Annotated in this window: 22 protein-coding genes; 18 read left to right on the forward strand and 4 right to left on the reverse strand. The window is 68.8% G+C overall.

What is annotated here, in order from left to right; genetic code table 11:
- Window positions 1-25: 25 nt before the first annotated feature.
- Together AC5Y4T_RS21505 and cofD are read right to left on the reverse strand one after the other, a co-directional pair.
- Window positions 26-1375 carry a coenzyme F420-0:L-glutamate ligase gene (locus AC5Y4T_RS21505; protein ID WP_499920339.1) on the reverse strand — a complete coding sequence of 450 codons (1350 nt, stop codon included), beginning with the start codon at window positions 1373-1375 and terminating at the stop codon, window positions 26-28.
- Window positions 1372-2373 (reverse strand): 2-phospho-L-lactate transferase, encoded by a 1002-nt coding sequence (gene cofD / locus AC5Y4T_RS21510; protein ID WP_499920338.1) that lies wholly within the window; start codon window positions 2371-2373, stop codon window positions 1372-1374. Before cofD ends, AC5Y4T_RS21505 begins: the two co-directional genes overlap by 4 nt.
- A gap of 389 nt (window positions 2374-2762) precedes the next feature.
- Here cofD and AC5Y4T_RS21515 point away from each other — a divergent pair, with 389 nt between their 5' ends.
- Entirely contained in the window at window positions 2763-3101 is a 339-nt protein-coding gene (locus tag AC5Y4T_RS21515) for a WhiB family transcriptional regulator (protein WP_066868492.1), read from the forward strand.
- 61 nt (window positions 3102-3162) lie between these two features.
- Here the strand turns inward: AC5Y4T_RS21515 and AC5Y4T_RS21520 are convergent, their stop codons facing one another.
- Window positions 3163-3585 (reverse strand): metallopeptidase family protein, encoded by a 423-nt coding sequence (locus AC5Y4T_RS21520; RefSeq protein ID WP_499920744.1) that lies wholly within the window; start codon window positions 3583-3585, stop codon window positions 3163-3165.
- A 188-nt stretch (window positions 3586-3773) separates the two neighbouring features.
- On the opposite strand from AC5Y4T_RS21520, the gene AC5Y4T_RS21525 reads away from it, so the two are divergent.
- From AC5Y4T_RS21525 to manA, 4 genes are all read left to right on the forward strand, one after another.
- Window positions 3774-4217 (forward strand): DUF3499 domain-containing protein, encoded by a 444-nt coding sequence (locus AC5Y4T_RS21525; protein ID WP_499920337.1) that lies wholly within the window; start codon window positions 3774-3776, stop codon window positions 4215-4217.
- 75 nt (window positions 4218-4292) lie between these two features.
- Window positions 4293-5690, forward strand: coding sequence for a phosphomannomutase/phosphoglucomutase (locus tag AC5Y4T_RS21530; protein ID WP_499920335.1), 1398 nt, complete (start codon window positions 4293-4295; stop codon window positions 5688-5690).
- Window positions 5687-6787 carry a TobH protein gene (locus AC5Y4T_RS21535; RefSeq protein WP_499920334.1) on the forward strand — a complete coding sequence of 367 codons (1101 nt, stop codon included), beginning with the start codon at window positions 5687-5689 and terminating at the stop codon, window positions 6785-6787. The genes AC5Y4T_RS21530 and AC5Y4T_RS21535 overlap by 4 nt, the downstream gene beginning before the upstream one ends.
- Window positions 6788-6795: 8 nt before the next feature.
- Window positions 6796-8022 carry a mannose-6-phosphate isomerase, class I gene (gene manA / locus AC5Y4T_RS21540; RefSeq protein WP_499920332.1) on the forward strand — a complete coding sequence of 409 codons (1227 nt, stop codon included), beginning with the start codon at window positions 6796-6798 and terminating at the stop codon, window positions 8020-8022.
- Here manA and AC5Y4T_RS21545 read toward each other — a convergent pair.
- Window positions 8000-9382, reverse strand: a complete 1383-nt coding sequence (locus AC5Y4T_RS21545; protein ID WP_499920742.1) for an FAD-dependent oxidoreductase — start codon at window positions 9380-9382, stop codon at window positions 8000-8002. The genes manA and AC5Y4T_RS21545 overlap by 23 nt on opposite strands.
- Before the next feature lie 99 nt (window positions 9383-9481).
- On the opposite strand from AC5Y4T_RS21545, the gene AC5Y4T_RS21550 reads away from it, so the two are divergent.
- The 13 genes from AC5Y4T_RS21550 (at window position 9482) to secA (ending at window position 24457) form a co-directional block, all read left to right on the forward strand.
- Complete coding sequence (locus tag AC5Y4T_RS21550; RefSeq protein WP_499920331.1) at window positions 9482-10999, forward strand: APC family permease; 1518 nt, start codon at window positions 9482-9484, stop codon at window positions 10997-10999.
- Between the two features lie 101 nt (window positions 11000-11100).
- Complete coding sequence (locus AC5Y4T_RS21555; protein WP_499920329.1) at window positions 11101-12339, forward strand: alkane 1-monooxygenase; 1239 nt, start codon at window positions 11101-11103, stop codon at window positions 12337-12339.
- Entirely contained in the window at window positions 12336-12509 is a 174-nt protein-coding gene (locus AC5Y4T_RS21560; RefSeq protein WP_499920327.1) for a rubredoxin, read from the forward strand. Before AC5Y4T_RS21555 ends, AC5Y4T_RS21560 begins: the two co-directional genes overlap by 4 nt.
- Window positions 12506-12691 carry a rubredoxin gene (locus tag AC5Y4T_RS21565; RefSeq protein WP_499920326.1) on the forward strand — a complete coding sequence of 62 codons (186 nt, stop codon included), beginning with the start codon at window positions 12506-12508 and terminating at the stop codon, window positions 12689-12691. The genes AC5Y4T_RS21560 and AC5Y4T_RS21565 overlap by 4 nt, the downstream gene beginning before the upstream one ends.
- A 50-nt stretch (window positions 12692-12741) precedes the next feature.
- Entirely contained in the window at window positions 12742-13362 is a 621-nt protein-coding gene (alkX, locus tag AC5Y4T_RS21570; RefSeq protein ID WP_499920740.1) for a TetR family transcriptional regulator AlkX, read from the forward strand.
- 96 nt (window positions 13363-13458) lie between these two features.
- Window positions 13459-14931, forward strand: coding sequence for an adenosylhomocysteinase (gene ahcY, locus AC5Y4T_RS21575; RefSeq protein ID WP_499920325.1), 1473 nt, complete (start codon window positions 13459-13461; stop codon window positions 14929-14931).
- Window positions 14932-14945: 14 nt separating this feature from the next.
- Window positions 14946-15578, forward strand: a complete 633-nt coding sequence (locus AC5Y4T_RS21580) for a dTMP kinase (protein ID WP_499920323.1) — start codon at window positions 14946-14948, stop codon at window positions 15576-15578.
- 80 nt (window positions 15579-15658) lie between these two features.
- The gene (gene mtrA, locus AC5Y4T_RS21585; protein WP_007168097.1) at window positions 15659-16345 is read left to right on the forward strand and encodes a two-component system response regulator MtrA; all 687 of its coding nucleotides are present in this window, start codon (window positions 15659-15661) and stop codon (window positions 16343-16345) included.
- 37 nt (window positions 16346-16382) lie between these two features.
- Window positions 16383-18059: an MtrAB system histidine kinase MtrB gene (gene mtrB / locus AC5Y4T_RS21590; protein ID WP_499920321.1), complete on the forward strand. Its 1677-nt coding sequence runs from the start codon at window positions 16383-16385 to the stop codon at window positions 18057-18059.
- Complete coding sequence (gene lpqB, locus AC5Y4T_RS21595) at window positions 18059-19813, forward strand: MtrAB system accessory lipoprotein LpqB (protein WP_499920319.1); 1755 nt, start codon at window positions 18059-18061, stop codon at window positions 19811-19813. The genes mtrB and lpqB overlap by 1 nt, the downstream gene beginning before the upstream one ends.
- A gap of 29 nt (window positions 19814-19842) precedes the next feature.
- Window positions 19843-20475, forward strand: a complete 633-nt coding sequence (locus tag AC5Y4T_RS21600; protein ID WP_499955268.1) for a ComF family protein — start codon at window positions 19843-19845, stop codon at window positions 20473-20475.
- A 333-nt stretch (window positions 20476-20808) separates the two neighbouring features.
- Window positions 20809-21477 (forward strand): ribosome hibernation-promoting factor, HPF/YfiA family, encoded by a 669-nt coding sequence (gene hpf / locus AC5Y4T_RS21605; RefSeq protein ID WP_499955278.1) that lies wholly within the window; start codon window positions 20809-20811, stop codon window positions 21475-21477.
- A 151-nt stretch (window positions 21478-21628) separates the two neighbouring features.
- Window positions 21629-24457, forward strand: coding sequence for a preprotein translocase subunit SecA (secA, locus tag AC5Y4T_RS21610; RefSeq protein ID WP_499920736.1), 2829 nt, complete (start codon window positions 21629-21631; stop codon window positions 24455-24457).
- The last annotated feature ends 125 nt before the right edge of the window (window positions 24458-24582 follow it).

Below are 24582 nucleotides of genomic sequence, written 5' to 3' on the forward strand. Positions count from 1 at the left end.
CCGCAACGACACCCTGGGCCCAGTATCACTTGCGGATCAGCAGATCACCGGGGTCCGGGACATCGCGCGGCCCGGCCGGTTCGGCGGCATAGCCGATGGCGATGGCGCCCAACGGCTCCCAGTCGGCGGGCAGCCCGAGCTCGGCGCGCACCAGGTCGGCGGCGAAGATCGTCGAGCCGATCCAGCAGCTGCCCAGCCCGCGCACGGCGAGTGCGACCAGCAGGGCCTGCACGGCCGCGCCGACCGCAACCGTGAACATGGTGTGCTCGGCGGCGGTGCGGGCGGCGTCGGGATAAGAGTGGGCGCCGTCGGGCACCAGGATCGGGATGACGACTTCCGGCGCGTCGTAGAGGATCTGGCCGCGCGCCACCCGCCGGTCGATCGAGTCGGCGGGCCGGCCGTCACCGGCGAGGTCCGCGCGCCACTTGTCCTTCATGCGATCCAGTAGCCGGGTCCGGGTGGCCGGGGTCTGTAGCCAGACGAACCGCACCGGGCGGGTGTGGTGGGGCGCCGGCGCGGTCAGCGCCTCGGCGACGGCGGCTTCCAACAAATCCGCCGGCACCGGCTCGGCGCTGAACCGGCGCACCGATCGCCGTAGCAGCTGCGCCTCGCGGCGGCCCGCCTCGAGGGCTTCGGCGGTGCCGAGCCAGAACAGGTCTTCGGTGCCCGGCCGCAACAACTGCCGCGCGGTCGAGCCGTCGTCGGTCACGGACATGCCCCGCACCACCGCCACCGGCATCGCGGTCAGTTTGCCCTTGACCAGATCGGCGGCGGCGGCGACCTCGTCCGCCACCGCCACCTCGGTGACCAGCAGCTCGTTGCCGTGCTGGTCGACGGCCCCCGAATAGCCGTGCAGCACAGCCAGACCCGCCGCGCCCACGGCCGCGTCGGTCTGGCCGTTGCGCCAGGCGCGGCCCATCGTGTCGGTGATGACCACGGCGACGTCGACCCCGAGGCGCCGGCGCAGCGCGGCCCGCAGCGCCGCGGCGCTGCCGTCCGGGTCGACCGGCAGCAGCGCCAGTTCGTCGCGCCCGACGTTGGATCCGTCCACGCCCGCGGCGGCCTGCACCAGGCCGATCCGGTTCTCGGTGATCAGGGTTCGGCCCTTGCGGGCCAGCACTCGGACGGCTTCGTCGTCGACCAGTTTGCGCCTCAACCGATCGCGCTGTTCGGGATCCTGCGGCGCCGGCACCAGCCGGCCCTCGCACTTGGACACCGCCTTGCTGGTGACGACGACGATGTCGCCGTCGCGCAGCCACGGGGCCGCCGCGGCGACGGCCGCGCCAAGATCGTCGCCGGGCCGGAATTCGGGCAGCCCGGCGACGGGCAGGATTTCGATGGCGGCGGCGGCGCCGTGCTCGCCGGCGGTCGTCATGGCGTCACCCCCGCCAGGTCGAGCCCGGCCCTGACCATCTCGGCCGTCGCCTTCGGGTCGGTCATCACCAGCGGCACCGAGCGCACCTCGACGGCGTCGATGTCGGCGCGATCGTCTTCGCTCACCAGCCAGCCGTCCAGGATGCCGGTGTCGCGGCGCGCGCCGTAGTGCCGGGCGACCGCCTCGGCGGTGGAGTCGACCCCGATCACCGACAGGCAGGCATCGGCCATGCCGCGCAAAGGCTTTCCACCGATGATCGGCGAGTAGCCGACGATCGGGGCGCGTGCGGCGCGCAACGCGCCGCGAATGCCGGGCACGGCCAGGATGGCGCCGACGCTCACCACCGGGTTGGACGGCGCCAGCAGGATGACGTCCGCGTCCGCGATGGCCGCTGTGGCATCGATTGTGGCGGCCGCCTTTTCGGCGCCCACGAAGGCGAAGCTGTGCGTGGGCACCTGGGCCCGGTACCGCACCCACCACTCCTGGAAGTGAATGGCCCGCCGGCTGCCGTCGTCGGGATCGGTTATCACGACGTGGGTCTCGCACCGGTCGTCGCTGGCGGGCAACAGCCGCGCGCCGGGCTGCCAGCGGTCGCACAGCGCGGTGGTGATCTGCGACAGGGGGTAGCCGGCGTTGAGCATCTGGGTGCGCACCAGGTGGGTACCCAGGTCGCGGTCGCCGAGCCCGAACCAATCCGGCTGCACCCCGTAGCGCGCCAATTCCTCTTTGGCGTGCCAGGTTTCGTTTCGGTGCCCCCACCCTCGCTCCGGATCTACACCTCCACCTAAGGTGTACATGCAGGTGTCCAAATCGGGGCAGATTCGCAGTCCGTGTATCCAGGCGTCATCGCCAATGTTGACGATCGCCGTCAGCTCGTGACTGTCGGCCTCCGTGTCCGGGCGCCGTTGCGGTTGAAACTGACCGAGCCCGAACAACTGTTGAACCCCCAGCAGGAAGCGGGCGCCGCCAACCCCACCGACCAGAACGGTGACCTTCACATTGCACGACAGTACTGCCCGGCGGCGGCGCTGTGGTGGGCCCACCGGGGGTGCCTCAAAGTTGCGGTTCCCCACCGGTTGTGGGCAACTCCTGAGGAAGTTGAGGGCACTGTGATCGACACGCCGAAGGCCCAAAACAACAGAAACGCCGAAATTCGATCACGAGATGGTATGGAAATGCGCCGAAGTGCTTGACCCGGCAGGTCAACCCGTGTCTAATCACAACAGTGTCATTTCCCGGTTGGCCGGCCGACTCCGGTGTCGCAGACCGAGATTCGATCACTTGTTCGAATTGTCTGTACATCAGAACAGTGGGAAACCAATCACTCTCTCTCAATCAAGCTGAGGAGGCGGACGACCGTATGTCTTACGAAACTTTTCAAGGCGCCATGGCGAGCACGCCGCACACCGACATCGACCCGGCACTGGACCGCCCCGCTCGGCCGCATCTGACCGTGGTTCCTGATGCGCCAATCGCATTCGAGCCCGAGCCCATGCCGGAGCCGGCCGCCGACCAATGGCAGGACCGCGCGCTGTGCGCCCAGACCGACCCCGAGGCCTTCTTCCCGGAGAAGGGTGGCTCCACCCGCGAGGCCAAGAAGATCTGCCTGGGGTGCGAGGTGCGTCATGAGTGCCTCGAGTACGCCCTCGAGCACGACGAGCGCTTCGGCATCTGGGGCGGTTTGTCCGAACGCGAGCGCCGCCGCCTCAAGCGCGGCATCATCTGACGCACGCTGATCGCAACGCGCGCTGAGCGTTAAGCCGCCAGCACTCACGCGCAAGCAGCAGTTATTCGTCGTCGATCGTCGGATCGATGACCGACGGCTCGACGTCGAGGTAGATCGCGACCTGGGCCACCAGGATTTCGTGCAGCAGGTCGCCGAGTTCGACGGTGTCTTTGGCCCGTCGCTCAATTGGCTTGCGGAACAACACAATTCGCGCCCGCGTGGAGTTGCCGCGGATGTCGACGCCGGCCGGGATCAACCGCGCCAGCGGGATCGGCCCGTCGGCGATCACCTCGGGTGGCCACTGCACACTGTCGGGATCCTTGGCCGAGATGCGCGGAATCTCGTCGACGGCCACGTCGAGTTCGGCCAGCCGATCCTGCCAGCTTCGCTCGATGGGTTCGTAGGCCTCCAGCACGGCCATGTCGAACCGCTCGGCGCGGCTGCGCCACCCCGGCACGGACGGGGGCAACAGCGGGCCGCGCATATCGCGGCCCCTGCGGAAGAGTCGGTGGGTCCCGGTCCGGCGCGGAGCCGGTCCGCCGGAGAACCGATCTCTTCGCGGGGAGCTGCGCGAATCACCCACGCGCCGATGGTAACGGTTGCACATCGAGGGCCGGCCGGTTGCGCGTGTCCGGCGCTTCGGCGACGTTTGCGCACGATAGCCTTTCGATCGTGAACGTTCCCCGTCGCTGTTGCCGGCCCGGGTGCCCGCACTACGCCGTGGCAACCCTGACGTTCGTCTACTCGGACTCGACGGCGGTCGTCGGTCCGTTGGCGACCGCGCGGGAACCGCATTCCTGGGATTTGTGCGTCAACCACGCCGGCCGGATCACCGCGCCCCGCGGGTGGGAGCTGGTGCGCCATGCCGGACCCCTCCTTTCGGAGCCCGCCCACCCCGACGAGGACGACCTGGTCGCCCTGGCCGACGCGGTGCGCGAGGGCGGCGATCGCGGCGCGCCCTACGCGGCGACCCCCGCGAACGGCTTCTCCGACGCGCACATCCATCACGGCGGATCTCAGGCCACCGCGCCCAGTAGCAGCCTGCTGGCACCGCCCGAGCATCGCTCCGGACGGCGCCGCGGACATCTGCGCGTGCTGCCCGATCCCAGCGACTAGCCCTGACGGTGGTGACCTCAGTTCTCCGTAGCCCGATAGGCTGACGCCAAGAGTTCACGTCGTCAGGAGTCCCGCATGTCTCGGCCCGCCGCGACTGTCCACCGTGTCGTCAAGGCATACGACGTGCGTGGGCTAGTCGGCGAAGAGCTCGACCAGTCGCTGGTCACCGATCTCGGCGCAGCGTTCGCCAAACTCATGCGCGGCGAGGGCGCCCGCCAGGTCGTCATCGGCCACGACATGCGGGACAGTTCGCCCGCGCTGGCGGCGGCGTTCGCCGCCGGGGTGCGGAGCCAGGGACTGGACGTGGTGCGCATCGGCCTGGCGTCCACCGATCAGCTCTACTTCGCCTCCGGACTGCTGGACTGCCCGGGCGCCATGTTCACCGCAAGCCACAACCCGGCGGCCTACAACGGCATCAAGCTGTGCCGTGCGGGGGCCAAACCGGTGGGCGCCGAGACCGGGCTGCGGCTGGTCGCCGACGACGTGATCGCCGGCGTCGACGCCTACGACGGGCAACCGGGAGACGCGAGCGATCGCGACGTGCTGGCCGACTACGGACAGTTCCTGCGGTCGCTGGTGGACACCTCCGGGCTGCGCCCGCTACGGGTGGCCGTGGACGCCGGCAACGGCATGGCCGGCCTCACCACGCCCGCCGTGCTCGGCCCGATCGGCTCGATCACGTTGGAGCCGTTGTACTTCGAGCTCGACGGCTCGTTTCCCAATCACGAGGCCAACCCGCTCGACCCCGCCAACCTGGAGGACCTGCGGGCGTTCGTGCGCGAGACCGGCGCCGACATCGGCCTGGCCTTCGACGGCGACGCCGATCGCTGCTTCGTCGTCGACGAACGCGGCAACCCCGTGTCGCCGTCGACCGTGACCAGCCTGGTGGCCGCCCGTGAGTTGAGCCGGGAGATCGGCGCGACGATCATCCACAACGTGATCACCTCGCGCGCGGTGCCCGAACTGGTCGCCGAGCGCGGCGGCACCCCGCTGCGGTCGCGGGTGGGGCACTCCTATATCAAGGCGTTGATGGCCGACACCGGCGCGATCTTCGGCGGCGAACATTCGGCGCACTACTACTTCCGCGACTTCTGGGGTGCCGACTCGGGGATGCTGGCCGCGCTGTACGTGCTGGCCGCCCTCGGCGAGCAGGACCGCCCGCTGTCGGAGCTGACCGCGGACTACCAGCGCTACGAATCGTCGGGCGAAATCAACTTCACCGTCGCCGACGCCGGGCAGTGCACGGAAGCGGTGCTCAAGTCGTTCGGCGCCCGGATTCACTCCCTCGATCATGTGGACGGGGTGACGGCCGACCTGGGCGACGGCAGCTGGTTCAACCTGCGCAGCTCCAACACCGAGCCGTTGCTGCGGCTGAACGTTGAGGCGCGCACGGTTGAGGACGTGGCCGCGGTGGTCGCCCAGATCAGTTCCGAAATCACGGCGGCCTCGGCGGGCGCGAAGGCCGCGCCGTGAACGCCACCCGGGCGATCGATCTGGAGGACACCGAGGGCCTGCTGGCCGCCGACCGCGACGGCCTGCTGCGCGCCGCTTCGTCGGCCGGTGCCCAGGTGCGTGCGGTCGCCGCCGCGGTCGACGAGGGTGCGCTGGCCCCGCTGGGTGCCGACGACCGTCCGCGCAGCGTCATCTGGGTCGCCGGGCGCGGCACCGCCGAGACGGCCGGGACGATGCTGGCCGCGACGATGGGTGGAACCGCTTCCCAGCCCTTCACTCTGGCCGGCGAGGCACCGCCGTGGGTGGGCCCGCTCGATGTGCTGGTCGTCGCGGGCGGCGATCCGGGCGATCCCGCGCTGGTCGCCGCGGCCGCCACGGGCTTGCGCCGCGGCGCGCGGGTGGTCGTGGCGGCGCCCTATGAGGGTCCGCTGCGGGACGCCACCGCCGGGGGAGCGGCCGTGCTGGCGCCCCGGCTCTGGGTTCCCGACGAGTTCGGCCTGTGCCGGTACCTGGCCGCCGGGCTCGCGCTGCTGCACGCCGTGGACCCCCGGCCCAAGGTCGACCTGGCGTTGCTCGCCGACGAGCTGGATGCCGAGGCGCTGCGCAACAGCGCCGCCCGCGAGCTGTTCACCAACCCGGCCAAGCTGCTGGCCGCGCGGATCGCCGAGCGCCAGGTGGTGCTGGCCGGCGACGGGGCCGCGACGCTCGCGCTGGCCCGGCACGGCAGCTCGGTGCTGCTGCGGGTCGCGAACCAGGTGACCCCGGCCGCCTGCCTCGCGGACGCGGTGGTCGCCTTGCGCGCGGGGGCGGCGGGCGGCTTCGAGGATCCCGACGCCGCGCTGTTCCACGACGAACAGATCGACGGACCGCTGCCGCAGCGATTGCGTGTGCTGGCCGTCGTCCTGGAGTCCGAGCAGACGGGTGTGGCCGCGCGGACGGCCGGGCTCGACGACGTGTACCTGCTCGCCGCCGAGGACGTGCCCGACGGGCCCGGCGGCTCGGCCGGCTACGGCGTTTCGCCGGCGCTGGGGGGACCCGGTAGCCCCGAGCAGCAACTGGCAGTATTGGCCGTCCGGCTGGAAATGGCCGCGGTTTATATGCGACTGGTGCGGGGATAGATACAACAGTGGAACTGCTTCGCGGGGCCTTGAGAACGTACGCCTGGGGTTCGCGTACCGCCATCGCCGAATTCACCGAGCGTCCGGTGCCGGCGGCGCATCCGGAGGCGGAGCTGTGGTTTGGGGCGCACCCGGGTGATCCGGCCTGGCTGGAAACCGACAGCGGCGAAATCACCTTGCTCGAGGCCCTGGTCGACGACCCGGAGGGCCAGCTCGGGCCGACGTCGCGGGCGCGCTTCGGCGACGTGCTGCCGTTTTTGGTCAAGGTGCTGGCCGCCGACGAGCCGCTGTCCCTGCAGGCGCACCCCAGCGCCGCGCAGGCGGCCGAGGGTTACCTGCGCGAGGAGCGGGTCGGCATTCCGCTGACCTCGCCGGTGCGCAACTACCGCGACACCTCGCACAAGCCCGAGCTGCTGGTGGCGCTGCACGCGTTCGAGGCGCTGGCCGGCTTCCGGCAGGCGTCGCGCACCGTCGAGCTGTTGCGGGCCCTGGCCGTCTCCGACCTGGACCCCTACATCGACCTGCTCAACGACCAGTCCGACGCCGACGGTCTGCGCGCGTTGTTCACCACCTGGATCACCGCGCCGCAGCCCGACATCGACGTGCTGGTGACCGCCGTGCTGGACGGCGCCATCGCGTACCTCAGCTCGGGCGCAACGGAATTCGCGGCCGAGGCCAAGACGGTGCTGGAGCTCGGCGAGCGCTATCCCGGCGACGCCGGTGTGCTGGCGGCGCTGCTGCTGAATCGCATCAGCCTGGCCCCGGGCGAGGCCATCTTCGTCTCCGCCGGCAACCTGCACACCTATCTGCGGGGTTTCGCGGTGGAGGTGATGGCCAACTCGGACAACGTGTTACGCGGCGGCCTGACCCCCAAGCACGTCGACGTGCCCGAGCTGCTGCGCGTGCTGGACTTCGCGCCCACCACCGAGGAGCAGCTGCGGCCGCGGATCCGCCGAGAGGGCTTCGGACTGATCTATGAGACACCGACCGACGAGTTCGCGGTCGCGCTGTTGGCGCTCGATGACGAGTACGTCGGCCATGAGGTGGACGCGACGTGCAGCCACGACGGCCCGCAGATCCTGTTGTGCAGCCAGGGTTCCACGACCGTCCATGGCAAATCCGGTTCGCTGACGTTGAAGCGGGGGATGGCCGCCTGGGTGGCGGCCGACGACGCCCCGATCCGGCTCGAGGCGCACGAACCGACCAAGCTGTTCAGGGCGACGGTTGGGCTGTGAGCCGGCGCCGCCGGTTGGCGGCTTCGCGCCGCTCGCCTAACCAGAGCCGCAGGTTGTGCGCCATCGCGCGGCCGATGATCCGCGGCGGCGGGACCATATAGAGGCTGTCGAGCAGCGAGAATCGCCGCAAGAACCATTCCGCCAGAACGGGTTCGGTCTCCGCGGCGCCCAGAAACTGATCGAACAGCGCGCCTGAGGGCCGCCACCACCAGGGGATCGGCTTCTTGGAGCCGGCGTGGTGGAAGGTGACGTCGCCGATCGCGTTCATCGTCCACACCGGGAAAGTGCTCTTGGCGGTGGCGCGGTTCAGCTCCGCGGCGACTTGATGGTCCGGGAATCGCAGCGCGCGGCGCAGATGCCCGGCCTGCAGCGAGGTCATCGTCATGCCCTGCCCGAAGGTCGGATTGAAGCTGGCCACCGCGTCGCCGAAGGCGACGATGCCGGCGGGCAGGCGGTCCAGTTTGTCGTAGCGGCGCCACTTGCTGGCCGGGAAGGCGTGAAATGCCGGATCGCCCAGCGGCTCGGCCCGCGTCAGCGCCGCATTGAAATGGTCCGGGAGCAGCCGCCGCGCCAGCGCGAGCATCTCGGGAAAGGTCCGCGGCGGCTTCGCATTGGCCACGCCGAAGGTGGTCAGTACCCAGGTGCCGTCCTCGTAGCAGAGCATGCCCAACCCCAGCGACATGTCATGCGAGGCGCCGGCGACCACCACCTTCTCCGCGATCAGCCCGTCGGGGATGCGGAATCGCTGGGTGGCGTAGTGAATGCCGATGTCCAGCTCCTGTTCGATCGGGCGCTCGAAACCCCATTCCGCCAGCCACGCCGGCAGCCGGGTGCCCCGGCCGGCCGCGTCGACGACCAGATCCGCGGCCACGAATTCGGGGTCCGTGCTTTCGGAGTCGGCCGGATCCAGCAGCACGCCGGTCACCCGCTGTCGCGCGCGGTCGAACCGCGGCTCGGCCACCGAGCGCCGCGCCAGGTCGACGTTGTCGATGCCGCGGACCCGTTGTCGCAACTGCCATTCCAGATGCGGGCGGCTGGGCACGTAGGCGGTGAACTCATCGCGCAGCGTGTGCCCGGTACCCAGCACGTGGCCCGCGGCGCCGAGGTGGATGCAATCGGGCCGGTTCTCCAGTTTGGGCACCCCGGCGCTCACCATGTCGTCGAGCAGGCCCGGGAAAAGGCCCTCGAATTCGATCGCCCCGCGCGCCATCAGCATGTGCAGGTGCCGGTCTTGAGGAACCGTCGCCCGGTTCGCCGGGCCGTCCGGCAACTCGTCGCGCTCGTACACCGTCACCCGCGCGTACGAATCCGAAAGCACCCGAGCGGCGCACAGACCGGCGATGCTCCCCCCGATGACCACAGCATGATCCCTGGCCGCTGCTCCGCTATCCGGCATTTGCCGAGAGTACCCAGTACTGTGACGGACCAACGGCTCCCAGCGCTGGGAAAGGGCGAATGCATGGCCAATCGATGGCGGACCAAATCGATCGAGCAATCCATCGCCGACACAGACGAGCCGGACACCAAGCTGCGCAAGGACCTGACCTGGCGCGACCTGGTGGTGTTCGGCGTCGCGGTGGTGATCGGCGCTGGCATCTTCACGGTCACCGCGTCGACGACCGGCGACATCACCGGGCCGGCCATCTGGGTGTCGTTCGTGATCGCGGCGGGCACCTGCGCGCTGGCCGCGCTGTGCTACGCGGAGTTCGCCTCAATGCTGCCGGTGGCGGGCAGCGCCTACACCTTTTCCTACGCCACCTTCGGGGAGTTCCTGGCCTGGATCATCGGCTGGAATCTGGTGCTGGAACTGGCGATCGGCGCCGCGGTGGTGGCCAAGGGCTGGTCGAGCTATCTGGGCACCGTCTTCGGATTCGCCGGCGGCACCGCGAAATTCGGCTCGACCCAGGTCGACTGGGGGGCACTGGTGATCGTCGCGGGGGTGGCCACCCTGATCGCGTTGGGCACCAAGTTGTCATCGAGGTTCTCGGCGGTGATCACCGCGATCAAGGTGTCGGTGGTGATCTTCGTCGTGGTGGTCGGTGTCTTCTACATCAAGCGCGCCAACTACTCGCCGTTCATCCCGAAGGCCGAGGCGGGCCGTGACGCCAAGGGCATCGACCAGTCCGTCCTGTCGTTGCTGACCGGCGCGCACGGCAGCCACTACGGCTGGTATGGCGTGCTGGCCGGCGCGTCGATCGTCTTCTTCGCGTTCATCGGGTTCGACATCGTCGCCACCATGGCCGAGGAGACCAAGAATCCGCAGCGCGATGTGCCGCGGGGAATCCTGGCGTCGCTGGGCATCGTCACCCTGCTCTACGTCGCCGTCGCCGTCGTGCTGTCCGGCATGGTCTCCTACACCCAGCTCAAGACGGTCAAGGGCCGCGGGCAGGCGAACCTGGCCACCGCCTTCACCGCGAACGGCATCCACTGGGCGAGCAAGATCATCTCCATCGGCGCGCTGGCGGGACTGACCACCGTGGTGATGGTGCTGATGCTCGGCCAGTGCCGGGTCCTGTTCGCGATGGCGCGCGACGGGCTGCTGCCGCGGTCGCTGGCCAAGACCGGCACGCACGGCACTCCGGTACGGATCACCGTGCTGGTCGCCGTGGTGGTGGCCGTGACGGCGTCGGTGTTTCCCATCACCAAGCTCGAGGAGATGGTGAACGTCGGAACGCTGTTCGCCTTCGTCCTGGTCTCGGCCGGCGTGATGGTGCTGCGCCGGACGCGACCGGATCTGGAGCGCGGTTTCAAGGCGCCGTGGGTGCCGTTGCTTCCGATCGCCTCGATCGCCGCGTGTGCGTGGCTGATGCTCAACCTCACGGCGCTCACCTGGGTCCGGTTCGGCGTCTGGTTGGCCGTCGGCACGGCCATTTACGCCGGATACGGCTACCGGCACTCGGTGCTGGGCCGTCGTGAGGAAGGGGAGACGGAACGCAGCGACGCGCTCGAGGCCGACCCCCACACCCCGGTGCCCTAGGCCAGCGGCTTTACAAATTGACGTCTTTTGTCTAGACAGGAGACGCAAACGGCGGTATTGTCCAATCTCAACGTGGTGTGACTCACAAGGAGGTTTGGCATATGACCACATTCGAACCGCAACTGAGCAGGGATTCCGAGCCGCTGGCCTGGCGGGACAAGAAGCGCAGACTGTGGCTGATGGGGCTGATCGCCCCGACGGCGTTGTTCGCGATGCTGCCGCTCATCTGGGGTCTGAACCGGCTGGGCTGGCACGGCGCCGCGCAGGTGCCGCTGTGGATCGGGCCGATCCTGCTCTGGGTTCTGCTGCCGATCCTGGACCTGCGCTTCGGGCCCGACGGGCAGAACCCGCCCGACGAGGTCATGGAGCAGCTGGAGAACGACAAGTACTACCGCTACTGCACCTACATTTACGTCCCCTTCCAATACCTGAGCGTGATCTTCGGCGCCTACCTGTTCACCGCGTCGAACCTGAGCTGGCTGGGCTTCGACGGCGCCCTCGGCTGGGCCGGCAAGCTGGGACTGGCGCTCTCGGTCGGCGTGCTCGGCGGCGTCGGCATCAACACCGCCCACGAGATGGGCCACAAGAAGGACTCGCTGGAGCGCTGGCTGTCCAAGATCACCCTGGCGCAGACCTGGTACGGGCACTTCTACATCGAGCACAACCGGGGCCACCACGTCCGCGTCGCCACCCCGGAGGACCCCGCGTCGGCGCGCTTCGGCGAGACGTTCTGGGAGTTCTTGCCGCGCAGCGTGTTCGGCAGCCTGCGTTCGTCGCTGCGGCTCGAAGCGCAACGGATCCGCCGGCAGGGCTCCAGCCCGTGGCACCCCAAGACGTATCTGTCCAACGACGTCCTCAACGCCTGGCTGATGTCGGTGGTGCTGTGGGGAGTGCTGATCGCGATCTTCGGCCCGGCGCTGATCCCGTTCATGGTCATCCAGGCGGTCTTCGGCTTCAGCCTGCTGGAGTCGGTCAACTACCTGGAGCACTACGGCCTACTGCGGCAGAAGAATTCGAGCGGGCGCTACGAGCGCTGCACCCCCGCGCACAGCTGGAACTCCGACCACGTGGTGACCAATCTGTTCCTCTACCACCTGCAGCGGCACAGCGACCACCACGCCAACCCCACGCGGCGCTACCAGACGCTGCGCAGCATGGAGGGCGCGCCCAACCTGCCGAGCGGGTACGCGTCGATGATCTCGCTCACCTACTTCCCGCCGCTGTGGCGCAAGGTGATGGACCACCGGGTGCTGGCGCACTACGACGGCGACATCACCCGGATCAACGTGCAGCCGCGGTTGCGCGAGAAGCTGCTGGCCCGTCACGGGGTGACGGCATGACCGCCTATCGTTGCCCAGGCTGCGATTACACCTACGACGAAGCGAAAGGCGAACCGCGGGAAGGCTTTCGGCCGGGCACGCCGTTCGGTGAAATCCCCGAAGACTGGTGCTGCCCCGATTGCGCGGTGCGCGAGAAGGTCGATTTCGAAACTATAGGAGTGAACCGATGAGTGAGGACTACAAGCTTTTCGCCTGCGTGCAGTGCGGATTCGAGTACGACGAGGCCAAGGGCTGGCCGGAGGACGGCATCGCGCCCGGGACCCGGTGGGACGACATCCCCGAGGACTGGAGCTGCCCGGATTGCGGTGCCGCGAAGTCCGATTTCGTGATGGTGGAGATCGCCCGACCGTGATCGCAGCCACCGCCGCAGCGAAAGCCGCTATTGTCGCGCCTGTGAAGCGGATGCCGTACGCCGAGGCGTCGCGTGCCCTGCTGCGTGACTCGGTGCTCGATGCGATGCGGGATCTGTTGCTGACGCGGGACTGGTCGGCCATCACCCTGTCCGACGTGGCCCGCGCCGCCGGCATCAGCCGGCAGACGATCTACAACGAGTTCGGCTCCCGGCAGGGCCTGGCGCAGGGGTACGCCCTGCGCCTGGCCGATCGGCTGGTCGACGCCGTCGACGCCGCGCTGCAAGCCAACATCGGCGACATCTACGAGGCGTTTTTGCAGGGTTTCCGCGACCTGTTCACCGAGCTGGCGGCGGACCCCCTGGTGATCTCGCTGCTCACCGGGGTGGCCAAGCCGGACCTGCTGCAGCTCATCACCATCGGCAGCGCCCCCATCGTCAACCGCGCCTCCGAACGGTTGGCCACGGCGCTCACCCACAGCTGGGTGGCCGCCAGCGACGAGGACGCCGGCGTGCTGGCGCGTGCCATCGTGCGGCTGGCGCTGAGCTACGTGTCGATGCCGCCTGAGGCGGACCCGGGGGTGTCTCCCGCTCGCAGCGAAGACGTGGCCGCCGACCTGGCCCGGTTGATGACGCCGTTCGCGGAGCGTCACGGCGTCATCAACGTTCCCTGACCCGCACGGCGCGCGGACCCGCGACTACAGTGGCCCAAGAACATACCTAAGCTAATTACCGCTTGGATCCGAGCGAGCCTAAAAGGAAGACACGTTATGACGACGACCGAAAACGCACTCACCCCCGACGTTCGGAACGGCATCGATTTCAAGATCGCCGATCTGTCGTTGGCGGATTACGGTCGCCGGGACATCGAGCTCTCGGAGCAGGAGATGCCGGGTCTGATGTCGCTGCGCCGCGAGTACCACGACGTGCAGCCGCTCAAGGGCGCGCGCATCTCGGGTTCGCTGCACATGACCGTGCAGACCGCGGTGCTGATCGAGACCCTCGTCGCGCTGGGCGCCGAGGTGCGCTGGGCGTCCTGCAACATCTTCTCCACCCAGGACCACGCCGCCGCCGCGGTGGTCGTCGGGCCCCATGGCACCCCGGAGGAGCCCAAGGGCGTGCCGGTGTACGCGTGGAAGGGCGAGACGCTCGAGGAGTACTGGTGGGCGGCCGAGCAGGTGCTGACCTGGCCCGACGAGCCGGCCAACATGATCCTGGACGACGGCGGTGACGCCACCATGCTGGTGCTGCGCGGCGCGCAGTACGAGAAGGCCGGCGTGGTGCCGCCGGACGAGGAAGACGACTCGACCGAGCACCGGGTGTTCTTGAACCTGCTGCGCAAGCGGTTCGAGACCGACAAGGACAAGTGGACCAAGATCGCCGCGTCGATCAAGGGCGTCTCCGAGGAGACCACCACCGGCGTGCTGCGGCTCTACCAGTTCGCCGCCGCCGGCGACCTGGCATTCCCCGCGATCAACGTCAACGACTCGGTCACCAAGAGCAAGTTCGACAACAAGTACGGCTGCCGGCACTCGCTGATCGACGGAATCAACCGCGGCACCGACGTGCTGATCGGCGGCAAGAAGGTGCTGATCTGCGGCTACGGCGACGTCGGTAAGGGGTCCGCCGAGTCGGTCGCCGGGCAGGGCGCGCGGGTGACCGTCACCGAGATCGACCCGATCAACGCCCTGCAGGCGCTGATGGAGGGCTTCGACGTCAAGCGGGTGGAGGACGTGATCGGCGAGGCCGACATCGTCATCACCACGACCGGCAATAAGGACATCATCACCCTCGAGCACATGAAGGCGATGAAGGACAAGGCGATCCTGGGCAACATCGGCCACTTCGACAACGAGATCCAGGTGGCCCGGCTGGAGAAGTCCGGCGCCACCAAGACCAACATCCGCCCGCAGGTCGACCTGTGGACGTTTCCGGACACCGGCAAGTCGATCATCCTGCTGTCCGAGGGCCGGCTGCTGAACCTGGGTAACGCCACCGGCCACCCGTCGTTCGTGATGAGCAACAGCTTTTCCAACCAGGTCATCGCGCAGATCGAGCTGTGGACCAAGAACGACGAGTACGACAACGAGGTCTACCGGCTGCCCAAGCACTTGGACGAGAAGGTGGCGCGCATCCACGTGGAGGCGCTCGGCGGCGAACTGACCAAGCTCACCAAGGAGCAGGCCGAGTACATCGGCGTCGACGTCGACGGCCCCTACAAGGCCGACCACTACCGCTACTGAGCCGCCCGGCCGCCGTGCTGATCGCGATCGAAGGCATCGACGGCGCCGGCAAGCGCACGCTGACGGACAAGCTCCGCAACTTGTTCGAGGCGAACGGCAAGTCGGTCGCCATGCTGGCCTTCCCCCGTTACGGGCGATCGGTGACCGCCGACATCGCATCCGAGGCCCTGCACGGCGAGCACGGCGACCTCGCGTCGTCGGTTTATGCGATGGCGATGCTCTTCGCGCTGGACCGCGCCGGGGCGGTCGACGAAATCGGCGCGCTGCGCCGCGAGCACGACGTGGTGATCATGGATCGCTACGTCGCCTCCAACGCGGCATACACCGCGGCCCGCCTGCACCAGGATGCCGCCGGGCCGGCCGTGGAATGGATATACGCGCTGGAGTACCAGCGCCTCGGGCTGCCCGCGCCCGACTGGCAGGTGCTGCTCGCGGTGCCGGCCGAACTGGCCGGGCGGCGCGCCCGCGGCCGGGCCGAGGCCGATCCGGGCCGGGCGCGCGACAGCTACGAACGCGACGACGGGCTTCAGCAGCGCACCGGCGCGGTCTACGCCGAACTGGCCGCCGCGGGCTGGGGCGGCCGCTGGCGCAGCGTCGACGCGGACGTCGATCCGGGCCGGCTGGTTGCCGATTTGACCGCCAACTAGCACAGATTTGTCACGATTCGGCCGTTTCGAAGGAGAAACGCCCGTGTGGTGCCCGAGTTTTGTCCCGATCTGGTGACACCATGGACTCCATGAGGCAAAGGATTTTGGTCGTCGACGACGACGCTTCGCTAGCCGAGATGCTCACCATCGTGCTTCGTGGGGAGGGTTTCGACACTGCGGTCATCGGTGACGGTACCCAGGCCCTGACTGCGGTGCGCGAACTGCGCCCCGATCTGGTGTTGTTGGACCTGATGCTGCCCGGCATGAACGGCATCGACGTGTGCCGGGTGTTGCGCGCCGATTCCGGTGTGCCGATCGTGATGCTCACCGCCAAGACGGACACTGTCGACGTGGTCCTGGGCCTCGAGTCGGGTGCCGACGACTACATCATGAAGCCGTTCAAGCCCAAGGAGCTGGTGGCCCGGGTGCGGGCGCGGCTGCGGCGCAACGACGACGAGCCGGCCGAGATGCTGTCGATCGCCGACGTCGAGATCGATGTGCCGGCGCACAAGGTCACGCGCAACGGCGAGCAGATCTCCTTGACACCGCTGGAATTCGACCTGCTGGTGGCGTTGGCGCGCAAACCGCGGCAGGTGTTTACTCGTGATGTGCTGCTCGAACAGGTGTGGGGCTATCGTCACCCGGCGGATACCCGCTTGGTGAACGTGCACGTCCAGCGTCTGCGTGCCAAGGTCGAGAAAGACCCTGAGAACCCGACCGTTGTGTTGACCGTTCGAGGAGTGGGTTACAAGGCCGGACCTCCGTGACCCGCGCACTTCTAGAGCGCCGTAGGGGGCGCCGGCGGTGATCTGGGGCTCCCGGCGACGCACTCGGAGCCGCTGGGGGCGCTCCGGCCCCATGACTCGTGGCATGGGTACAGTGAGCCGGGCCGTGGCCATCGCTTGGCGGCGCTCGCTGCAGCTGCGGGTGGTGGCGCTGACGCTGGGGCTGTCCCTCGCGGTCATTTTGGCGCTCGGATTCGTATTGACCAGTCAGGTCACCAATCGCGTGCTCGACGTCAAGGTCAAGGCCGCCATCGAGCAGATCGAGCGGGCGCGCACCACCGTGGGCGGGATCGTCAACGGCGAAGAGGCGCGTTCGCTGGACAGCAGCCTGCAGCTGGCGCGCAACACGCTGACCTCCAAGACCGATCCGGCCTCGGGTGCGGGGCTGGCCGGCGCCTTCGACGCGGTGCTGATGGTGCCGGGTGACGGCCCGCGCGCGGCGACCACGGCCGGCCCCGTCGACCAGGTGCCCGGTTCGCTGCGCGGCTTCGTCAAGGCCGGGCAGGCGTCGTATCAGTACGCCGCCGTGCACACCGACGGCTTCTCCGGGCCGGCGCTGATCGTCGGCACGCCGGCGTCGTCTCAGGTGGCCAACCTGGAGCTGTACCTGATCTTCCCGCTGAAAAACGAGCAGGCCACCATCCAGCTGGTGCGCGGCACCATGATCACCGGCGGCGCGGTGCTGCTGGTGCTGCTGGCCGGCATCGCGCTGCTGGTGTCGCGGCAGGTGGTGGTGCCGGTGCGATCGGCGTCGCGCATCGCCGAACGTTTCGCCGAAGGCCATCTGTCCGAACGCATGCCGGTGCGCGGCGAGGACGACATGGCGCGGTTGGCCATGTCGTTCAACGACATGGCCGAGAGCCTGTCGCGCCAGATCACCCAGCTGGAGGAGTTCGGTAATCTGCAGCGTCGCTTCACCTCCGACGTGAGCCACGAACTGCGCACCCCGCTGACCACGGTGCGGATGGCCGCCGACCTGATCTATGACCACAGCGCCGACCTGGACCCGACGCTGGCGCGCTCCACTGAGCTGATGGTCAACGAGCTGGACCGGTTCGAGTCGCTGCTCAACGACCTGCTGGAAATCTCCCGGCACGACGCCGGTGTCGCCGAGCTGTCGGTCGAGGCCGTCGACCTGCGCACCACGGTGCAGAGCGCGCTGGGCAACGTCGGGCATCTGGCCGAAGAAGCCGGCATCGAACTGAAGGTGAATCTGCCGGCCGAAGAGGTGATCGCCGAGGTCGACACGCGCCGGGTGGAGCGCATCCTGCGCAACCTGATCGCCAATGCCATCGACCACGCCGAGCACAAGCCGGTCAAGATCCGGATGGCCGCCGACGAGGACACGGTCGCCGTGACCGTCCGCGACTACGGGGTGGGGCTGCGACCGGGCGAGGAGAAGCTGGTGTTCAGCCGGTTCTGGCGGGCCGACCCCTCGCGGGTGCGCCGCTCCGGCGGCACCGGGCTCGGCCTGGCCATCAGCATCGAGGACGCGCGCCTGCACCAGGGCAGGCTGGAGGCGTGGGGTGAACCGGGCGACGGTTCGTGCTTCCGGCTGACGCTGCCGCTGGTGCGCGGCCACAAGGTCACCACCAGCCCGTTGCCCATGAAGCCGATTCCGCAACCCGCCCCCACGGGGCCACAGCACGCCAAAGACCGTACGCGGCAACGAGAGCCGGCCGAGAGGACGTTGTGATGCGGCGGTTGTTGGGCCTGCTGATGCTGGCCATGCTGCTCGCCGGCTGTGCCGGGGTGCCCAGCTCGTCGGCGCCCCAGGCCATCGGCACCGTCGAGCGGCCCGCGCCGTCGAACCTGCCCAAGCCGACCCCGGGCATGGACCCCGACGTGCTGCTGCGCGAATTCTTCAAAGCCACAGCCGATCCCGCGAACCGGCATCTGGCTGCGCGGCAGTTCCTCACCCAGTCGGCGTCCAACGCTTGGGACGATGCCGGTAGCGCGCTGCTGATCGACCATGTGGTGTTCGTGGAAACCCGTGCGGCCGAACGTGTTTCGGCGACCATGCGGGCGGACATCCTCGGTTCGCTGTCCGACGTCGGGGTGTTCGAGACCGCCGAGGGTGTGCTGCCCGACCCCGGGCCGATCGAGTTGGTCAAGACCTCCGGCGGCTGGCGCATCGACCGGTTGCCCAACGGAGTGTTTCTGGACTGGCAGCAGTTTCAGTCCACCTACAAACGCAACACGCTGTACTTCGACGACCCGACCGGCAAGACGGTGGTTCCCGACCCGCGCTACGTCGCGGTGCCCGACCACGACCAGTTGGCCACCGAGCTGATCTCCAAGATGATCGCCGGGCCGCGGCCCGAGATGGCGCATACGGTCCGCAACCTGCTCGCACCGCCCCTGCGGCTGCGCGGCCCGGTGACCCGGGCCGACGGCGGCAAGAACGGCATCGGGCGCGGTTACGGCGGTGCGCGCGTCGAACTGGAAAAGCTGTCCACCACCGATCCGCACAGCCGGCAATTGGTTGCGGCACAGATCATTTGGACCCTGGCCCGGGCCGACATCCGCGGACCGTATGTGATCAACGCCGACGGCGCGCCGCTGGACGACCGGTTCCGCGACGGGTGGACCACCTCCGACGTCGCCGCCACCGACCCCGGCGCGGCCGACGGCGCGGGCGCGGGGCTGCATGCCCTGGTGAACGGCTCACTGGTCGCGCTGGATGGCCAGCACACCACGATGGTGGCCGGCGCGTTCGGCCGCATGGGTGACCAGACCGGCGCGGCGCTGTCGCGCAGCGGCAGGCAGGTCGCGTCGGTGGTGACGCTGCATCGCGGTGCCCCGGATATGGCCGCGTCCCTGTGGATCGGTGATCTCGGCCAGGAGGCGGTGCAGTCCGCCGACGGGCACACCCTGTCGCGGCCGACCTGGTCGCTGGACGACGTCGTCTGGGTGGTGGTCGACGGCAACAACGTGTTGCGGGCGATCCAGGAGCCGGCTTCCGGCCAACCCGCGCGCCTCCCGGTGGATTCCGTCGCGGTGGCCACCCGGTTCCCGGGACCGATCACCGACCTGCAGCTGTCCCGCGACAGCACCCGCGCCGCGATGGTGATCGGCGGCCAGGTGATTCTCGCCAGCGTCGAGCAGACCCAGGCCGGGCAGTACGCGTTGACCTTCCCGCGGCGGCTCGGTTTCGGGCTGGGCAATTCGGTGGTGTCGCTGTCGTGGCGCACCGGCGACGACATCGTGGTGACGCGTACCGACGCCGGCCATCCGGTGTCGTACGTGAACATCGACGGGGTGAACTCCGATGCGCCGCCGCACGGTTTGCAGATGCCGGTGACGACGGTGGCCGCCAATCCGTCGACGGCCTACGTCGCGGGTCCGCAAGGGGTGCTGCAGTATTCGCCGTCGGCCGACGGTCAGCAGGGCTGGTCGGACGTGCCTGGGCTGACGGTGCCCGGCGCGGCCCCGGTGCTGCCGGGCTAGCTGTCACACCCGGTGGGCACACTGACGCCATGCTCGACCTGTTCCTGCCGGCCGAATGCGGCGGCTGCGGGGCGCCGTCGACTCGCTGGTGCGACGCGTGCGCCGTCGAGTTGTCGGTGACCGCCGATCAGCCGCACGTGGTGAACCCGCGCATCGACCCCGAAGTCCCGGTGTTCGCGCTCGGCCGCTACGCCAACGCACGCCGGCGCGCCATCCTGGGGCTCAAGGAGCGGGGCCGCGCCGATCTCGTCGAGCCGCTGGCGCGTGCGCTGGCCGTCGGGGTGCACCGGCTGCTGTCGTGGGGGATCGTGCCGACCCCGCTGACCGTCGTGCCCGCCCCGACCCGGCGTTCGGCCGCGCGCCGGCGCGGCGGTGACCCCGTCACCCGGCTGGCGCGCGCCGCGGTCGCGCGGCACCCCGACATCGCCGTCGCGCCGGCCCTGCGGCTCAGGGCGCTGACCCGCGACTCGGTGGGCCTGGGCACCACCGCGCGCGAGCGCAACATCGCCGGCCGGGTGGTGCTGCGCGGCGCACCGCCGCGCACCGAAGTCATGCTCGTCGACGACATCGTCACCACCGGCGCGACGGCGCGCGAATCGGTGCGGGTCCTGCAGGCCGCCGGGGTTCGGGTCGCCGCGGTCCTTGCGATCGCCATGGTCTGAATCTCCCGCGGCCGCGCACAACCCATGAACCAGCCAAGAGCTTGTGAAGAACATGCAACAGCTCGACCAAATTAGTGGCATCGGCAGGCGAACACGAGCTAACGTCGAAAACAACGAAGAACGACTCATCGGTCTGACTCATTGGTCGCGATTTTCCAGGTGAGACCCATCTGCGGAGGGGGTGAGTAATCGACACCTTGCTCCGGCGGGCAGCCTGCGGCGGTAGCCAGTCTCGAACCGCTCCCACCTCGTCGGCGCGTTAGGCAGCCAGGCACGCAGGGCGCGTGTGACGTGAAGAAGAGAAACGAGTTGTCACGTATGTCAAGGCTATCCGTGGATTCCGGTCAGATTCTGGACCAACCGCCCGTCACCGATGGGCAAGCCCCACCGACAACCACCGCCGACGTTGTGTTCAAGGGCCGCAACGTAGAGATCCCCGATCATTACCGTCTGTACGTCTCGCAAAAACTCGCCCGCCTCGAGCGGTTCGATCGCTCCATCTATCTCTTCGATGTCGAGCTCAAGCACGCGCCCAACCGGCGTCAGCGCAAGTCCTGTCAGCGCGTGGAGATCACCGCCCGTGGCCGCGGCCCGGTGACGCGGGCGGAAGCCTGCGCCAATAGTTTCTACGCCGCGTTCGAGTCCGCGGTCGACAAGCTGGAGAACCGGCTGCGCCGCGTCAAGGACCGCCGCAAGGTGCACTACGGCGATAAGACCCCGGTGTCATTGGCCGCCGCCACCGCGGTGCCGCCACCCGCGCCGCAGCGCAGCGCGGCGCAGCCCCCGCCGGCCGAGCACGACGGCGTCGAGGCCGACCACGAGCCCGGGCGGATCGTGCGGACCAAGGAGCACCCGGCCACGCCGATGACGGTCGACGACGCCCTCTACGAGATGGAGCTCGTCGGGCACGACTTCTTCCTGTTCCACGACAAGCAGACCGAACGGCCCTGCGTGGTCTACCGGCGGCACGGCTACGACTACGGGCTGATCAGGCTCTCCTGAGCGGTGTCCTCGGGCGGCGACCCGCGGCGCCCGGCGTTGCCGCGCTTGCGATCGCCGCTACGGCGGCCCCGACCCGGTCGTCGCCTACCATGGGAGTCGCTCATTGCAAGACTCCTACCAACAGGGGCACATCCCAAAAGGGGACAACACCGTGCTGTCGAAGTTGCTGCGCCTTGGCGAAGGTCGCATGCTCAAGCGTCTCAAGCGGGTGTCTGACTACGTCAACACCCTGTCCGACGAGATCGAGAAGCTCACCGACGCCGAGTTGCGTGCCAAGACCGACGAGTTCAAGAAGCGGCACGCCGACGGCGAAAGCCTCGACGACCTGCTGCCGGAGGCCTTCGCGGTGGCCCGCGAGGCGGCCTGGCGGGTGCTCGACCAGCGGCCCTTCGACGTGCAGGTGATGGGCGCGGCGGCGCTGCACTTCGGCAACGTCGCCGAGATGAAGACCGGTGAGGGCAAGACGCTGACCTCGGTGCTGCCGGCCTACCTCAACGGCATCGGCGGCAAGGGCGTGCACGTCGTCACCGTCAACGACTACCTGGCCAAACGTGACAGCGAGTGGATGGGCCGCGTGCACCGCTTCCTCGGCCTGGACGTCGGCGTGATCCTCGCGCAGATGACTCCCGACGAGCGCCGGGTCGCCTACAACGCCGACATCACCTACGGCACCAACAACGAGTTCGGGTTCGACTACCTGCGCGACAACATGGCGCACTCGCTCGACGATTTGGTGCAGCGCGGGCACAACTTCGCGATCGTCGACGAGGTCGACTCGATCCTGATCGACGAGGCGCGTACTCCGCTGATCATCTCCGGCCCCGCCGACGGCGCCTCGAACTGGTACACCGAGTTCGCCCGGTTGGCGCCGCTGATGGAGAAGGACACCCACTACGAGGTGGACCTGCGCAAGCGCACCGTCGGCGTGCACGAGCTGGGCGTGGAGTTCGTCGAGGACCAGCTCGGCATCGACAACCTCTATGAGGCGGCCAACTCGCCGCTGGTCAGCTACCTCAACAACGCGTTGAAGGCCAAGGAGCTGTTCAACCGCGACAAGGACTACATCGTGCGCGACGGCGAGGTCCTGATCGTCGACGAGTTCACCGGCCGCGTGCTCTACGGCCGCCGCTACAACGAGGGCATGCACCAGGCCATCGAGGCCAAGGAGCACGTCGAGATCAAGGCCGAGAACCAGACGCTGGCCACGATCACGCTGCAGAACTACTTCCGGCTCTACGACAAGCTCGCCGGCATGACCGGCACCGCCCAGACCGAGGCCGCCGAGCTGCACGAAATCTACAAGCTCGGCGTGGTGCCGATCCCGACCAACAAGCCGATGATCCGCGCCGACCAGTCCGACCTGATCTACAAGACCGAGGAAGCCAAGTACATCGCGGTGGTCGACGACGTCGTCGAGCGCTACGAAAAGGGTCAGCCGGTGCTGATCGGTACCACCAGCGTGGAGCGCTCGGAGTACCTGTCGCGCCAGTTCCAGAAGCGCCGCGTGCCGCACAACGTGCTCAACGCGAAGTTCCACGAGCAGGAGGCGACCATCGTCGCCGTCGCCGGCCGTCGCGGCGGCATCACGGTGGCCACCAACATGGCCGGCCGCGGCACCGACATCGTGCTGGGCGGCAACGCCGACTTCCTCACCGACCAGCGGCTGCGTGAGCGCGGCCTCGACCCGGTCGAGACGCCCGACGAATACGACGCGGCCTGGCACGAGGAACTGCCCAAGGTCAAGGACGAGGTCAGCGCCGAGGCCGCCGAGGTGATCGAGGCCGGTGGCCTGTACGTGCTCGGCACCGAGCGTCACGAGTCGCGCCGCATCGACAACCAGCTGCGCGGCCGCTCGGGACGGCAGGGCGACCCGGGCGAGTCGCGGTTCTACCTGTCGCTGGGCGACGAACTCATGCGCCGGTTCAACGGCGCCGCGCTCGAGGCGATGCTCAACCGGCTGAACTTGCCCGACGACGTGCCCATCGAGGCCAAGATGGTCACCCGGGCGATCAAGAGCGCCCAGACCCAGGTGGAGCAGCAGAACTTCGAGGTCCGCAAGAACGTCCTGAAGTACGACGAGGTGATGAACCAGCAGCGCAAGGTGATCTACGCAGAGCGCCGCCGCATCCTGGAGGGCGAGAACCTCAAGGAGCAGGCACTGGACATGGTCCGCGATGTGGTCACCGCCTATGTCAACGGCGCGACCGCCGACGGCTACGCCGAGGACTGGGACCTCGAGGCACTGTGGACGGCGCTGAAGACGCTGTACCCGGTGGGCATCGACCACGCGCCGCTGATCCAACACGACGCCGACTCCGACCGCGACGACCTCACCCGCGAGGAGTTGCTCGACGCGCTGCTGAAAGACGCCGAAAACGCCTATGCCACAAGGGAAGCCGAGCTCGAAGGGATCGCCGGCGAGGGCGCGATGCGCCAACTGGAGCGCAACGTGTTGCTCAACGTCATCGACCGCAAATGGCGCGAGCACCTCTACGAGATGGACTACCTCAAGGAGGGCATCGGGCTGCGCGCGATGGCGCAGCGCGATCCGCTGGTGGAGTACCAGCGCGAGGGCTACGACATGTTCATGGCGATGCTCGACGGCATGAAAGAGGAGTCGGTCGGCTTCCTGTTCAATGTCACCGTCGAGGCGGTGCCCAGCCCGCAGGTCGCGCCGGTCGAAGCGCCCGAAGGGCTGGAGGAGTTCGCCACCGCGGCCGCCGGGCAGCAGGGGGGTGCGGCAACGGCCGTGCGCGAGGAGGCGCCAACCCAGTTGCGCGCCAAGGGGATTGACAACGAAGCGCCGGCCATGACCTACTCCGGTCCGTCCGAGGACGGCTCGGCCGCGGTGCAGCGCAACGGCGGCGACGGCAAGGCCCCGGCCGGGGTGCCCGGCGGCGCCAGCCGGCGCGAGCGCCGCGCCGCGGCGAGGCAACAGGGCCGCGGTACCAAGTCCCCCAAGTCGGCCAAGCGGCGCTAAGCCGGGGCGTCCCCGCCGCCTTCTCGCCGAGTGTCCCCGCCCGCAGCGTCCCCGCCGCCATTGGCCGGCGCGCCCTTTTTTGCCGAGTGTGAAGTTATCTTCACGCTCGAAGCCGAGCGTGCGGC

This window comes from Mycobacterium sp. NGS11, assembly GCF_059813315.1.